General features: G+C 66.7%; 14 protein-coding genes. 4 read left to right on the top strand and 10 right to left on the bottom strand.

The features are described 5' to 3' along the window. Positions 1 to 78 precede the first annotated feature (78 nt). Positions 79 to 534: a MarR family winged helix-turn-helix transcriptional regulator gene (locus BGP02_RS09905; RefSeq protein WP_017235705.1), complete on the top strand. Its 456-nt coding sequence runs from the start codon at positions 79 to 81 to the stop codon at positions 532 to 534. Between the two features lie 193 nt (positions 535 to 727). On the opposite strand, the gene BGP02_RS09910 is transcribed toward BGP02_RS09905, so the two are convergent. Next, the gene (locus tag BGP02_RS09910) at positions 728 to 2,446 is read right to left on the bottom strand and encodes an acid phosphatase (RefSeq protein ID WP_286798417.1); all 1,719 of its coding nucleotides are present in this window, start codon (positions 2,444 to 2,446) and stop codon (positions 728 to 730) included. Between the two features lie 238 nt (positions 2,447 to 2,684). Continuing rightward, positions 2,685 to 3,614, bottom strand: coding sequence for a LysR family transcriptional regulator (locus BGP02_RS09915; protein ID WP_286798418.1), 930 nt, complete (start codon positions 3,612 to 3,614; stop codon positions 2,685 to 2,687). Positions 3,615 to 3,739: 125 nt separating this feature from the next. On the opposite strand from BGP02_RS09915, the gene BGP02_RS09920 reads away from it, so the two are divergent. Next, positions 3,740 to 4,456 (top strand): DsbA family protein, encoded by a 717-nt coding sequence (locus BGP02_RS09920; RefSeq protein ID WP_286798419.1) that lies wholly within the window; start codon positions 3,740 to 3,742, stop codon positions 4,454 to 4,456. A 49-nt stretch (positions 4,457 to 4,505) separates the two neighbouring features. Further along, positions 4,506 to 5,126 (top strand): NAD(P)-dependent oxidoreductase, encoded by a 621-nt coding sequence (locus BGP02_RS09925; protein ID WP_286798420.1) that lies wholly within the window; start codon positions 4,506 to 4,508, stop codon positions 5,124 to 5,126. Between the two features lie 39 nt (positions 5,127 to 5,165). On the opposite strand, the gene alkB is transcribed toward BGP02_RS09925, so the two are convergent. The 5 genes from alkB to BGP02_RS09950 form a co-directional block, all read right to left on the bottom strand. Continuing rightward, positions 5,166 to 5,825: a DNA oxidative demethylase AlkB gene (gene alkB / locus BGP02_RS09930; protein WP_286798421.1), complete on the bottom strand. Its 660-nt coding sequence runs from the start codon at positions 5,823 to 5,825 to the stop codon at positions 5,166 to 5,168. Further along, positions 5,822 to 6,553, bottom strand: coding sequence for a 2OG-Fe(II) oxygenase (locus BGP02_RS09935; protein WP_286798422.1), 732 nt, complete (start codon positions 6,551 to 6,553; stop codon positions 5,822 to 5,824). Before BGP02_RS09935 ends, alkB begins: the two co-directional genes overlap by 4 nt. After that, positions 6,550 to 7,755: a bifunctional DNA-binding transcriptional regulator/O6-methylguanine-DNA methyltransferase Ada gene (gene ada / locus BGP02_RS09940; RefSeq protein WP_286798423.1), complete on the bottom strand. Its 1,206-nt coding sequence runs from the start codon at positions 7,753 to 7,755 to the stop codon at positions 6,550 to 6,552. Before ada ends, BGP02_RS09935 begins: the two co-directional genes overlap by 4 nt. 88 nt (positions 7,756 to 7,843) lie before the next feature. Continuing rightward, on the bottom strand, positions 7,844 to 8,833 hold the full coding sequence (locus BGP02_RS09945) for a CopD family protein (protein ID WP_286798424.1): 990 nt from the start codon (positions 8,831 to 8,833) through the stop codon (positions 7,844 to 7,846). Then, complete coding sequence (locus BGP02_RS09950; RefSeq protein ID WP_286798425.1) at positions 8,833 to 9,243, bottom strand: copper resistance protein CopC; 411 nt, start codon at positions 9,241 to 9,243, stop codon at positions 8,833 to 8,835. The genes BGP02_RS09945 and BGP02_RS09950 overlap by 1 nt, the downstream gene beginning before the upstream one ends. A gap of 433 nt (positions 9,244 to 9,676) precedes the next feature. On the opposite strand from BGP02_RS09950, the gene BGP02_RS09955 reads away from it, so the two are divergent. Continuing rightward, positions 9,677 to 10,927 (top strand): GTP-binding protein, encoded by a 1,251-nt coding sequence (locus tag BGP02_RS09955; protein ID WP_286798426.1) that lies wholly within the window; start codon positions 9,677 to 9,679, stop codon positions 10,925 to 10,927. 117 nt (positions 10,928 to 11,044) lie between these two features. Here the strand turns inward: BGP02_RS09955 and BGP02_RS09960 are convergent, their stop codons facing one another. From BGP02_RS09960 to BGP02_RS09970, 3 genes are read right to left on the bottom strand one after another with little or no spacing between them, the layout of a single operon-like run. Then, positions 11,045 to 11,923 (bottom strand): F0F1 ATP synthase subunit gamma, encoded by an 879-nt coding sequence (locus BGP02_RS09960; RefSeq protein ID WP_286798427.1) that lies wholly within the window; start codon positions 11,921 to 11,923, stop codon positions 11,045 to 11,047. A 7-nt stretch (positions 11,924 to 11,930) separates the two neighbouring features. Beyond that, positions 11,931 to 13,508, bottom strand: a complete 1,578-nt coding sequence (locus BGP02_RS09965) for a F0F1 ATP synthase subunit alpha (RefSeq protein ID WP_502688475.1) — start codon at positions 13,506 to 13,508, stop codon at positions 11,931 to 11,933. Continuing rightward, positions 13,471 to 14,217 carry a F0F1 ATP synthase subunit B family protein gene (locus BGP02_RS09970; RefSeq protein ID WP_150562178.1) on the bottom strand — a complete coding sequence of 249 codons (747 nt, stop codon included), beginning with the start codon at positions 14,215 to 14,217 and terminating at the stop codon, positions 13,471 to 13,473. The genes BGP02_RS09965 and BGP02_RS09970 overlap by 38 nt, the downstream gene beginning before the upstream one ends. Between the last annotated feature and the right edge of the window lie 6 nt (positions 14,218 to 14,223).

The following is a 14,223-nucleotide window of genomic DNA, read 5'->3' on the forward strand; positions in this document are numbered from 1 at the left end:
TAACGCAACCATTCTAGTGTGCTAAGGTTGCGCTCGCAACAAAATATCGACCGTTTTCGACTAGGGAAAAACACTGAGATGCGGCCTGTCCACCCATCGCTCGACCAGTTCTTGACGTACAAGATGCACCGCCTGATGAAGCAGCACGACAAACGTATCGCGCAGTCGTATGCCGACGCGGCGCAATTGAGTCTGGCCGAGTCGCGCGTGTTGGCGGCGGTGGGCACGGCGGGGGCGTTGTCGAACTCGGAGCTGGCGCGTCGCGCGAATCTCGACAAGAGTCAGGCGAGCCGGGGGGCAGACGGGCTGGTATCGCGCGGACTGGTGCGTCGTGCGCCGGACGAACACGACGGCCGAGCGGTCAAGGTCACGCTCACGCCGGAGGGCGAGCGCGTATGGCGCGTGGTGATCGATGCGGCGCGCGCCCACTACGACCGATTGTTCGACACGCTGACTGACGACGAGATGCGCGTGTACGAGCAACTGCTCGACAAACTGCTGCTGCGCTCGGACGAACTCGACGGGCAAGGCTGATCGGTCTCACCCGGGGGCATGCGCCGCGTGCCACTTACGCGGTGCCACGGAAACGGAAAGCGCACCCGCGTGAAACAGCTCCCCAAAGATCGGAGTGCGGACACGCAGATGCCCTTTTGCTCAGTTGCGCCACGCGCACGTCGACGTCATCAACGCCTTCGCTTTGCACACGTGACGCGGGCCTTCACCTTCCTCAAGCGAACGACAGCGTCTTCGTCAGATCGCCCGGCGGCATGGCCCCGCGCGCCGCGAAGGCGGCGTTGCGATGGGCGATGCCTTCGAGCGTCGGCAGATCGTACAGGCGCGTGATAAAGCGCAGGATCGACGTGGTGTCGTAGAACGTGTGATCGACATTGCCGCGTTTGGCGAACGGCGAGACCACTAACGCCGGAACGCGTGAGCCCGGTCCCCAGCGGTCGCCCTGCGGCGGCGCGACGTGATCCCACCAGCCGCCATTCTCGTCGTACGTAATCACGACCATCATGTTTTGCCACTGCGGCGACTTCATCAGATGGGCCAGCACGTTCGCCACGTGTTGGTCGCCGGACTCCACATCCGAATACCCCGCGTGTTGGTTCAGGTTGCCCTGCGGCTTGTAGAACGTGACGGCGGGCAGCTTGCCGGCGATGGCGTCGGCGATGAATTTGTTCGCGATCGGGCTGTCGCCTTCACCACCATCGCGCAGATGCATCTCGCGTGCGGCCGTGCCGGGCGCGTACTGGGCGAAGTAGTTGAACGGTTGATGGTGATACTGGAAGTTCGGTTTGTCCGCACCGCCCTTGTGATCGAGCGCCGACTGCCACGCGCCCGCGTACCACGCCCACGACACGCCCTTCGTCGAGAGCACATCGCCAATGGTGGGGAACGTTTGCGGGGGCAGCGTGGCGGGGTTCGACGGATCGGCCAGACGCTTGTCGCCGGAGGCCGCGGGCTTGATCGGCGACGGCTGATAAGCCGGCATCATCGTATTCACCGCAAAGTTGTCGGGCGTGATGGCACCGTCGCGCACGAACTTCGGCGGACCGTCAGCCGCCGACGCGGGCGACGCCGGCGACACCGCCAGACGTACACCTTGCGGCCCGTCGGCCAGCACGGCGATCTTGTCCTTGGCCGGACTTTGCGCGGCGTTCGGATACACCGGCGGGCGTCCGGAGATCAGGAACTGGTGGTTCAGGAACGAACCGCCGAAAGCCGCCATGAAGAAGTTGTCGCACATTGTGTACTGCTGCGCGATCTTGTACATGTCGAGCGTCTTGGCCGTCTCGCCGTAGTAACCCATCGTCAGACCGCCCGAGTTGGCCCATGCGGCGAACTGGTTGTTCGTGCCGCCGTTGATCTGCATCTGGTTCTGCCAGAACAGGTGCCATAGATCGCGCGTGATGACCGACGTCGGCAGCAACTGGCCCTCGGCGTCCTTGAGCATGAATGGGGCGTTCGGCTGCCGCGCGATGTCCTTCTCGGCGATGTGATACTTCTTTCCGCCGATCGTCTGAGCGCGCGGCACGAGACCCTCGAAGATCGGCGGCAGCAGCGGCATCGGCGTTTTGCCGTCGCGGTCGAGTTGGGTGCAGACCGACGCCGGCACTTTCGCGAGCGGCTTTTCCAACCCGGGGAAATCGGCGAACAGATTGTTGAAGCTGCGGTTCTCGAGATAGATCACGACCACCGTCTTGATGTTGGCCTTGAGCTGGGCATCGAACGTGCCGCCTGCGGCGACGGCCGTGGGTGCGCCGGCACCGCCTTCGGCGGCGCAGCCGCTCAGTGCCGTCGTGGCGCCCGCCGCGCTGGCCGCACCGATGGCGGCCAGGCCTTGAAGCAGACGGCGGCGCGACGGATCGGCCGGGTTGTCGTCGTGCGCTGGGGCGGCGTCGAGCGCGGGATCGTGAGGTTGGGGCTTGGCGTCGTGCGTCATGATGTCCTTGATGGGCGAGTCGGGCAGAGGCGTTCGGCGAGGCAGGCGTGCACACCCGCGTCCGGTCGGCAACGGCTGACGAGCGGGAGCCGCGTCGTCGGCCTGCCGGGGCAGGCTGGGCAGACGACGTTTTTACGCGGGCAGTGTGACAATTCGGTGACGCCGTCGCGACGTCGCGACAGACAAAACGCGGTGGGGCGGCGCACGCGACGCAATCGACGCGTGTGGCGCGGGTGGCTCAAGCGGCGGGCGTCACGGGAGGCACGGCGTAGCCCGTGTCCTCGAACAGCTCGGTGCGGAACTGTTCGACCAGATCGTCGAGCAGGGCGCGCAATGCGCTGGGCATCTGTTTGCGCGACATGTAGACGCCGTAGACGGTCATCTCGCGTGGCACGTAATTGGGCAGCAGCGCACGCAAGGTGCCATCGCGCAGATGCGGCAGCGCCGAATACACCGGTTGCATCGAGATACCCGCGCCCGCGAGCGTAGCGGCGAAGACTACATTGACTTCATTGGCCGATAGATTGCCGCCGACGGGCACGCCCAGCGGTGTGCCGTTGTGCGTGAATTGCCAGAGGCTTTTGCCGAAGTACGTGTAGGTCAGGCAGTTGTGCAGGGCGAGGTCTTCGGCGCGCTCCGGCGTGCCATGGCGCCGGAGATATGACGGTGCCGCGCAGACCACCGAATGGCACGTGGCGAGACGACGGGCAATCAGTCCGGGCGACGGCTCGGACGTTACGCGAATCGCCAGGTCGATGCGCTCGTCCACCAGGTCGACGGTGCGGTCCGCCACCACGAGATCGATGGCGACACCGGGATACCGCAGGATGAACCGCGTGACCGCCGCCGCCAGGAATGCCTGAGCGAGCGACGTGCTGCAAGCCACTCGCAACAGGCCGCGCGGCGCACTGTCGGCGTGCGAGGCACACGCCAGATCGTCGGCGATACCCAGCATCTCGCGACAACGCGGCAACGCGTCGCTCCCGGCGTCGGTGAGGCTGACCGCACGGGTCGTCCGATGCAGCAGCCGCGTGCCGAGCCACGCCTCGAGTTCGGCCAGATAGCGCGAGACCATCGCCCGCGACATATCCAACCGCTGCGCGGCCGCCGTCAGCGAACCGCGTTCGGCCACTTCGGTAAAGACCCGCATTGCCGTCAGACGATCCATGATTTGCTCGATCGATGCAACAAAGTGATCGCCATTATGGGCTTTTTTTGCGCGACTGACGCGACTACGATGGCAAACATGAGAGGCGTCGAAGGGCGGCGTCGCAAGACAAAGGACAGATCGAGATGACCCAGGCAACTCTGCATTACATCGCCGACCCGCTGTGCGGATGGTGCTACGCGGCGGCGCCGCTCGTGCGCGCTGCGCGCGACGTGGTCGGCCTCGATGTCGTGTTTCACGGTGGCGGCATGATGGCCGGGCCGAACGCGCAACCGGTTACGCCGCAGCTGCGCGATTACGTCATGCCGCATGACCGTCGCATTGCGGCGTTGACCGGCCAGCCGTTCGGCGACGCCTATTTCGACGGTCTGCTGCGCGATGGCACCGCCGTGTTCGACTCCGCGCCGCCCACGGCCGCCGCGCTGGCGGCCGAAGCGTTGGCCGGCCGCGGGCTCGACATGTTCGCGGCGCTGCAGCACGCCCATTATGCCGATGGCAAACGCATTGCCGATCGCCATGTGCTCATCGATGTCGCGGCGAATCTCGGTCTCGACCGGGGGGCCTTCGCGCAAGCGCTCGATGCGCAGGCGGCCGACGCCCTCATGCGGCACTTCCGCGATAGCCGCGCGTGGCTTGCCCGCGTCGGCGGCAGCGGCTTCCCGACGTTCGCGCTGGCGATCGGCGGTCACATCGAGCGCCTCGAAGTGGGACATTATCTGGGGCAGCCCGACGTGTGGCGCGACGCGTTGCGCGAGCGTCTGTTGTCTGCGCAGGCGGCGTCCTCCCCGGACGGCGACGCCAGTACGTTGCCCCAGTGCGGTCCCGACGGCTGCGCGCTCTGAGCGTCTGCCACCTATCCCGAATTCACTCGTCACTTCCAGGAGAATCCCGATGAAAGTCGCCTTGATTGGTATTACCGGCCGCGTGGGTACGCGCGTTGCCGCCGAACTGCTGCAACGCAATCACACTGTGACGGGGATCGCCCGCAATCCCGAACGCGTCGAAGCCGAACAGGGACTCACCGTCGCCAAGGGCGACGCCGCTGACCCGGCGTCGCTCGCGCCGCTGCTCGCCGGACACGATGCCGTGATCAGCGCGGGTCGCTTCGCATCCATGGACGCCGCCAAGCTGATCGACGCCGTCAAGCGGGCCGGGGTGCCGCGTCTGCTCGTGGTGGGCGGCGCGGGCAGTCTGGACGTCGCGCCGGGCAAGGCGCTGATCGATACGCCGGAATTCCCGGAGGCATACAAGCCGGAAGCCAGCGCAGGCCGCGCGTTCCTGCAAGTGCTGCGCGCCGAGCCGAAGGCGTCACCGCTGAACTGGACGTTCCTGTCGCCGTCGGCATTGTTCGAGCCGGGCGAGCGCACGGGCCAGTTCCGTCTCGGTGGCGAAGGTCTGCTCGTCGATGCGAACGGCAAGAGCTGGATCTCGATGGAAGACTATGCCATCGCCCTGGTCGACGAACTCGAGCGCAACGCGCATCCGCGCGCGCGCTTTACCGTCGGCTACTGAGCGTGAGATGACGGCGGTGCGTGTCGATCGTTGGCGCGATCAGCGTGCCTGCCGGAACGTGAGGTTGTAACGCACGGCTTGCGCGTCGAAACTGCCTTCGACGCCCGCAATGCCGTGATAGACGAGTCGCGACGGCCCACCCCAGACGACCACGTCGCCCGGGGCCAGACGAATGCGGCGGGTGCGATCGCCACGGTGTACTCCGCCCCACAGAAACGTTGCGGGAAGTCCGAGCGACACCGACACGATGGGCGCGCCCAGATCGCGCTCATCGTGATCCTGATGCAACGTGAGCCGCGCATCCAGCGAGTAACGATTGACGAGACAGGCGTCTGGCGCGAAGTCGCGATACCCCGCAGCGCCGGCGGCGCGGCGCGCGAGCGCGACAAACGATGCCGGCATCGACGGCCACGGTTGTTGCGAGAGAGGATCGTGCGTGCCGTAGCGGTATCCCTGTCGGTCGCTGATCCATCCCACGTCCCCGCAATTCGTCATGGCGACTGACATGCGCTTGCCGCCCGGCGTCAGCCAGTGACGCAGCGGCGCTTGCGCGATCACCGCGTCGATATCGGCCTGCAAGGCCGTCAGTTGTGATTGCGCGAACCCTCGCAACACGAATGCTCCCGGACCGAGTGCGTCGAATGGCGGCGTGCCGTGGTCGGTGTCGTCGTGCGCTGAGCCGAAAAGGTCGAGTGTCATGTGGCGTCGTGCAGGATCACGCCGAGCGTGTGTCGATGGCCGCTGCGCACCCGGCTCACCCCGTGTCGCAGATTGACGCGATACACCCCGCGCGTACCGTTCACCGGACGGTGATGCACGGCGAACACGACCGCATCGCCGCGCATGAGCGGCACCACCTCGGCGCGCGACTGCATGCGCGGGCGCTGTTCGGTGACGACGAACTCGCCGCCCGTGAAATCCTCGCCGGGCTGAGACAGGAGAATGGCCACCTGCAACGGGAAGACGTGTTCTCCGTAGAGGTCTTGATGCAGGCAATTGTAGTCGCCGGCCGCATAGCGCAGCAGCAATGGCGTGGGGCGGCGCTGACCTGCGCGGTGACATTGCGCGAGATAGTCGCGGTGTGTGGGCGGATATTGCGTGTCGATGCCCATCGCCGCGTGCCAGCGGTGCGCGATATCGCGCAACGGCGCGTAGAACGCTTCGCGCAACGCGGCGACCTGCGGCGGCAGCGGGTAAGCGAAGTACTGATATTCGCCCTGCCCGAACCCGTGACGCGCCATCACGATACGGCTGCGGAAACGCGGCGACGTGGGCGTAGTGCTCAGTGGCGCGCCGGTCTCGCCGTACATCGCGCAAAGCGCGGCGCACTCGCTCGCGTTCAGCAGTTGTGGAATGCGCGCCGCACCATAGCCATTGAGTTCGTCTTCGAGGGCGGCCCAATCGAGCGACAGCACGCGCGCGCTCACTGCGTCACCTGGGTCGTCGCGTCGCCACTTTCCTCGCCTTCATGGGCGAGCAAGGCGCGTTTGCGCTCGACGCCCCAGCGATAGCCCGACAGCGCGCCGTCGTGGCGCACGACGCGGTGGCACGGAATCACGACGGCCAACGGGTTCGATGCGCATGCCTGTGCTACCGCACGCACCGCACGAGGGGCCCCAATGCGCTCGGCGATCTGCGTGTAGCTGGCGGTCGCACCGGCAGGCACCTCGCGCAGCGCTTGCCACACGCGTTGCTGGAACGCCGTGCCGCGCACATCGAGCGGCAACGACAGACCGACGCGCGGCGACTCCACGAACCCCACCACCTGGGCCACCCATCGCTCGAACTCGGGGTCGGCCCCGACCAGTTCCGCGTGCGGAAAGCGGTCTTGCAACGCCTTCACCAGCGTATCGGGGTCGTCGCCCAACGACACGGCACAGAGTCCGCGCGGCGTGGCGGCGACCAGCAATGCGCCGAGCGAGCACTGCGCCACGGCGAAGCGGATCGATTCGGCCTTGCCGCCCGCGCGGTACGCCGCGGGCTTCATGCCGAGCAGGGTGTCGGCACTCGCGTAGAAGCGGCCGTTGGAATTGAAGCCGGCGTCGTAGTACGCCGACGTGACGCTCTCGGCGGCGGACAGTATGTCGCGCACACGCTCGGCGCGACGCGCGTTGGCATAAGCGCGTGGGGTCACGCCCGTGATCGCGCGAAAGAGTCGGTGGAAATAGTGCGGGCTTAGGCCGGCCTCGGCCGCGAGTGCGTCCAGTCGCAGTGGCACCTCGGCCGCCTCGATCTGCCGGCAAGCGGCGCTCACCAGCGCGGCGTGACGGGCTTGGCGCGCGCCGGACGCGCCAAGCGCAGGCTGGCAACGCTTGCAGGCACGAAAGCCCGCGCGCTCGGCTGCGGCGCTATCGGCATGGAACGTCACGTTTTCGCGCCGCGCGAGCCGCGCGCCACACGAGGGGCGGCAATACACGCCGGTCGTACGCACGGCATAGAAGAATTCGCCATCCGCCTGTTTGTCGCGCGCCGCGACCGCGGCCCACTTGGCGTCGTCGGTCGCGTAGCGCGATTTGGCCGAAAGCTGGCTCGCCGGGACAGTCGGCGTCCGGGTCTGCGAACGACTCGGGCTGCCGGTCGGGGCGCCGGGCTGAAGGGGACGTTTGGCGGTCATTGGATAGGTGGGCATCGCAGGGGGCTCCGGACGACTGAGGACTTGCCTTCAGTGTAGGGAACGGGTCGCGATGCCGCGCTCCGTTTCTTGCTGTCGAATTCGGTCAGCCGCCCGGCGGCATCGTCGTGCCAAGCTTGGCCGCAAGGCTCATCACCATCACGAGCACGAGCGCCTCGATGGCGACCACGCGCGCGAAGGTCGTCGTATCCAGCGGCGTCTCGCCCGTGTCCAGCGCAAGACGCGGCAAGAAATGCCAACGGTTCCACGCACCCAGCAATGCGGCAATGCCGACGAGCACGAGCTTCGTGACGAGCCAGGCGAAGTACGGCGCGTTCTGGGGGGCGAACCACAGCGAGGGCGTCTCACCGAGGGTGCGCCATGCGTTGAACGCCCCCGTCACCAGCGCGACGACCATGGCCAGCGCGGCGACCGAGGAAAGCCGTTCGCCATACGCTGCCCGCGCGCCCACTGGCCAATGACGCCAGCCCGGGATCGCGCATCCGGCCACGAGCAGCGCGCCGGTCCATGAGGCTGCGGCGGCGACATGCAGCGTGTGAATGCCAACGGCGAGCCACGGCACGGCCGCATCGGCCGCGTGCCCCGTCCCGGCGCGGGCGAGCGCCAGCGTCACGGCGCCGGCGGCGTAGACCATGCGCGCATAGCGCTCCTGACGATGCTCGCGACGATGATGCCGGTCGCGAGGATCGTCGGCGATCGGCAGCGCCGCGCGCAGGCGGCGTCGCGCGTCGTACCAGGCCCAGACGCCCGCGCACAGCAGTGCGACGCCGAGCGCGGCGATCCATTGCATCCGGCCGAAGTGGGTTTGGGTGAGCACCACCCATACGTCGCCCATCATGGCGGCCGTGCTTTCCCAATCGCCGCCTGTCATCGCATCGGTGCTGGCGAACACGTAGGCGATCCACGCGAGTACGGCGAGGCCCGCCGCAAAGGCCGGCAGCACGCGCAGGGTGAGACCGCGCCGCACTGCGTGCGGACTGCGCAGCAGCAGCACGCCGAGGGCCAGTGCCAGCGCGAGGTTTAGCAGCCCCGCGGTGGCAGGCTGCCAGGTGCCGGCGGCCAGATCGGCCGACATCACTTCACGGAGAACTTGATGTTGCCCTGCGTACGATGGCCGTCACTCGCGACGGCGACCCAGTTCGCTTGATAGCGACCCGCGGCAAGCGCGGGAAGCGACAGGGTGAGCGTTTTGCGCGAGGCGTCGAGTTCGGCCTTGGCCTGCGTGACCGGCCTGCCCTGGGCGTCGACGACGCCAAGTTTCGAGAGCGCGCCTTCGAGCGTCGAGTCGAACGTTACGCGCACGGCCTTCGGCGCCGCGACACTCGCCTGCGCGGCCGGATCGCTCGAGACGACGTGCGCATGGGCCCATGCCCCCTGCGCGAACCCGGTCAAGCCGACCACGGTCGCCAGTGTGAGTCCGTGCGTCGCGCGACGCAGGAAGCCGGTGGCACGAGGAGCATGGGAAGCGTTCTTGGAAATGCGCATATCGAGTGGGCTAACGCGTTGGGTAATGATTTGAATAAGCCGCGAAGACATTCGGGTGGCGGTGTTCGCAGGCGAGCGGTAGGCCGAACGCGCTCGGACACGCCGCCGAGGCGCTCGCGTTGTCCTGCGCGCAGACGCGCTCAACGCCGCTCGCGCAGTATCGCAGACCTTGCAGACCGACGCAGCCATCTGCGGGTTCCCAGGGGGCCGCGTCTCGCGCGGCAATGTGTCGTGCCGATGCCATCGACGCATGTTCGTTATTTGCAACTGAGTTGCAAAATTCCCTCGGCCTCAGTATCATCGCGTCATATTGCAACTTGGTTGCATTAATCGAGCCGCAAATCGTGCGGCGTTGGGGACGGGCGAACGTGACGCGTGCTGTGTGCGCCATGCGCGCCGTGCCGAACCCACAAGATCACAGGACTTTGCTGCCATGACGCTTCCTTCCGAGGCATTCGGCGACGCCGACCGTCGCCTGCCCGTCACCGTGCTGTCCGGCTTTCTCGGCGCCGGCAAGACCACGCTACTCAACCATGTGCTGCGCAATCGCGACGGGCTGCGTGTGGCGGTGCTCGTCAACGACATGAGCGAGGTGAACATCGATGCGTCGTTCGTGGAGCGCGGTGCGGCCAAGGCGGGCGCGGCGCTCTCGCGAACGCAGGAGCGTCTCGTCGAGATGAGCAACGGCTGCATCTGTTGTACGTTGCGCGAGGATTTGCTCATCGCGGTGCGCGATCTGGCGCAGGAGGGGCGCTTCGATTACCTGCTCATCGAGTCGACGGGTATTGCCGAGCCGATGCCGGTGGCCGCGACGTTTGAATTTCGCGATGAGGCGGGCAAATCGCTCGCCGACATCGCTCGTCTCGACACGATGGTAACGGTCGTCGACGCCCTCCATGTGCTGGAAGACTTCCACAGTGTCGACACGCTCTCGCAGCGCGGCGAGGTGGCCGGTGAGGAGGATGAGCGACGTCTGGCCGAACTGCTGACCGAGCAGATCGAGTTTGCGGATGTGGTGGTCGTGAGCAAGGGGGATCGCGTGGACGCGGCGCGGCTCGACGCCGTCAAGGCGCTGATCGCCGGTCTCAATCCGTCGGCCCGCATCGTGCTGGGCGAGCACGGGCAGGTGCCGCTCGCCGACGTGCTGGGCACGGGACTTTTCGATCCCGAGCGGGCAGAGCGAATGGCCGGCTGGGCGCAGGCGCTCGAGGGCGAGCCTGTGTCAGAGGCCGACACCTACGGGGTGACGAGCTTTGTGCTGCGTCGGCGTGAGCCGTTGCATCCGGCGCGCTTTGCATCGTTCATGTCGCAGCCATTCGACGGTCTGATCCGTGCGAAGGGCTATGTCTGGGCCGCAAGTCACCCGGCGTGGGCGCTCGCGTACTCGCGCGCGGGCAATACGGCGACGCTGGAGCCGATGGGGCAGTGGTGGGCGGCCGTGGATCAGGCCGTATGGCCGCCCGAGGGCGATCCGCAGCGCGCCGCCATCGAGACGAATTGGGAGGCGCCCTGGGGTGACCGCATCAACGAAGTGGTGTTCATCGGACGCGGCATGGATCGTGATGCTATTGAAAAGGCGTTCGATGCGTGCTGTCTGAGCGTGGTGGAACGCTCGCTCGGCGATGGCGCCTGGCGCGAGGACGCGCACGCGCTGCCGCTGTCCATCGAGGACGGGGACGCGTGAACCGGTGAGCCGGGCACCGACGCGCGGTTGGGCGCTCCTGGTGTTCACGAATGGAGTGCTTGCCGAGATCGCCGAGTTGCTGGATTGGCACCGAATCCAGCGTGTCCCCATCCCGCGCTATCGACGCTGCATGGGGGGCGAGGGTTGCGCATAGGCCCTGGCCGCCGACAACTCGGCGATTTCAGTGGTAATCGCGTCTTGCCGGACGATACGAGACTCGCGCGTGAGCGCCGAAAGCTGGTCCCTCACGTGATGACTCGCCGAGAGCATCGCCGCCAGGCGCGCTGCATTTTCCGACGCGAACGATTGCATCAGGCCTTCGCATAGCTCGAGGTACACATAGCGTTCGGTGAGCCCAGTCAGCAATACGTCGAGTGGAAGATTGACGAGCGGCGGCTGCCTGTGCGATGACAGTCGGAATCGCGCGAACTCGAACGGCACGAGCTGGCGAGTCACGATGCGTTCGTCGAGGGCAGGGCCGGGCGTCGCATGGACGAGCCAAAGCGCCGACGATGCATGATGGCGAAAACGCGAGAACACCGCATCGGCGATCTGTCCGGCCACCCGCATCGCGTCGTCCGCATGCGACGCCATCGGCACAGACAGCGCGTACGGCAATGCACGCTCTCGAGCCAGCATCGCGCCTCGCGTACCAACCACGAAGAGGTCGGCTGGCGCGTTCCCCTTCAGGCACTCGACCTTCGCGAGCAGATGCTCATTGAAGCCGCCAACGAAACCCTGCTCTGTGCACACGACGATCAGAATGCGGGTGCCGGTTTCCGCCGTTCCGGGATCGGTCGCGTCGTCTGAAGGCACGGCCGCCAGCACCCTGCCGATGGCATCGCCGACGATGGCTGCGCTCGAGCGAATACCGGCAAGCCGAGCCTGCGCCTCACGCTCGCGCGCTGCCGCAATGCCACGCATCGCACCAATCACCGCGTCGAGTTGCGTCGCTGACGCGGCGCGGCTCTCAATTTCACTGAGCTTGCTGGTCATCGCGATATCACCGCCCGGTACTCCCATTGACGTGCTCATGCACGGACCGTTCGACAAGCGTGCGGATCCGCTCGACCTGATGCTTGCGCTGTGCGTCGTCGAGCGCGGACAACGGCCACGCCTCAGCGGCCGCATCGCGAGCCGCCTCGTCCGCGCGCTTCAGTTTGTCGCGAACCCAGGCGGTGACGTCGCGCGAGATGCCGTCGAAGACACCCTCATCCAGGGCCGCGAGCAACGCAATCTGATCGGTCACGCGCAATGCGCTGAAGCGCGGTTGTGTGATCAGCGCACGGATCCGCCTGCCCCGCTCGATTTTCGCGTTGACGCGCGCGTCAGCAAGACCGCCGAAATGGCTGAACATTTCGAGTTCGAGAAACTGCGCGTAGTCGAGCCGCAAACGGCCCGCGACATCGCGCAGTGCCGCGCGCTGCGCCTTGCCACCGACGCGGCTCACGCTCAATCCGACATCCACTGCGGGCCGTTGATTCGCGGCGAAAAGCGCAGCGTCAAGCACGATTTGTCCATCCGTGATCGAAATCAGGTTCGTCGGGATATACGCCGACAGATTGCCAGCGTGCGTCTCGGCGATCGGCAGCGCGGTCAGCGAGCCGCCGCCGAGCGCTGCCGACAACCTGGCCGCGCGTTCGAGCAGGCGCGCGTGCAGGTAGAAAATATCGCCGGGATACGCCTCGCGCCCGGGCGGCTCGCGCGTGAGCAACGCAAGCTCGCGATGCGTTGCCGCGTGCTTTGTCAAATCGTCGATCACGATCAACGCGTCCTGGCCGCGATCGCGAAAGAACTCGGCAATCGAAAAGCCCGCAAACGGCGCGATCCATTGCAGCCCGGGCGGCGTTGCCGCAGATGCCACGACGAAAATACAGCGCTCGGGCGCGCCGTGCTCGCGCACGGCATCGATGGCGCGCTGCACCGCCGTGGAGCGTTGCCCGACCGCGACATACACGCAAATTACGTCGCCATGCTTCTGATTGACGATTGCATCGATGGCAAGGGAGGTCTTGCCAGTTGCGCGGTCTCCGATGATCAGCTCACGTTGGCCGCGTCCGATGGCAAAGAGCGCATCGACGACCAGTACACCTGTCTCGAGCGGCTCATGCACGACGTCGCGCTCGATGATTGCGGGCGCCGGGCGTTCCACGGGCAGGCGCGCTTCGCATTTGGGCGGCTCGCCTGCGTCCAGCGGTCTGCCAAGCGGATCGACGACGCGTCCGAGCAGCGCATCGCCAACGGGTACGTCAAGCACGCGTCCGGTACGAACGACATGCATCCCGGCCCGCACTGGCGTGTCGCCGTCGAGTAGCACAATGCTGGCGGTGGTGTCGTCGAGCGAATGAATGAATCCGCGTGCGCCGCACTCGATCTCGACAACCTCGTCAAGCGCCGCGTCGGGCAGGCCCGAGAGAAACGCAATGCCGTCGGCGATCAGCTCGATGCGCCCGATGCTGGCCGCACTCGGTTCGGGAGTGAGGCGCTCGAGCGCGGCACGCTGGCGGGCGAGCCACCCGTCGGCCGCCGGGTCGTCGTTGACATCAGCGTTGGCGGCCGTCATCGCGAAGCAACCCGTCATGAATCTGTGCCAACCGATCTCGCCAACTATTGCGGACTACGCCGTGCGTGCCCGACAACTCAAGTCCTGCGATCAGCGCTCGATCGACCTCGGTAGTGAATTCGACGCGGCGCCCTAGCGCGGTGGCGAGCGCTGCGGCGCACGCCGCACGTTCATCCATCGTCAATGCGCGCGGCGCTATGAGCCGCAGTGACGCGTCCTCGGCCATTTCTGCGCGCGCGGCCGGCGACAGCAGGTGAACGCCATTCGCCAGTCCGGCGATGAACGCCGTCACGCGCATGCCATCGGGCAGTTGATCAAGCAACTTCGCGGCAATGTCGACGGCGAGCTGCAGCTTTTCCGACGCCGCCGCGTCGGCCTGCGACGCCCGCTCGCGCGCGATTTCCGCCGCAGCCTGGGCGCGAAGCCGAGACGCGTCTTCCTGCGCCGCGGCGAGCAGCGCCGCGCGCTGCGCTTGCGCTTCGCTCTCGACGTGCGCGAGCGTCTGTGCTCGCTGTGCGGCAAGTTGCTCGCGTTCGGCCTGCGCTGCATCGCGCTCGGCCTGCGCCGCGAGCTTTGCGGCCGTCGCGTCGCTCATCAATGCATTGGCACTGGCCTGACGCTCGGCCATGATCTTCGCGACCGGACGGAACAAAAAGCGCGCGAGCAGCCACACCAGAATGAGCGCGTTGATCGTTTGCAGTGCCAGCGTCGACCAGTCGAGTTTCATCGCGCG

It is taken from the genome of Pandoraea sp. 64-18, from assembly GCF_001899225.1.
Taxonomy (GTDB): Bacteria; Pseudomonadota; Gammaproteobacteria; order Burkholderiales; family Burkholderiaceae; genus Pandoraea; species Pandoraea cepalis.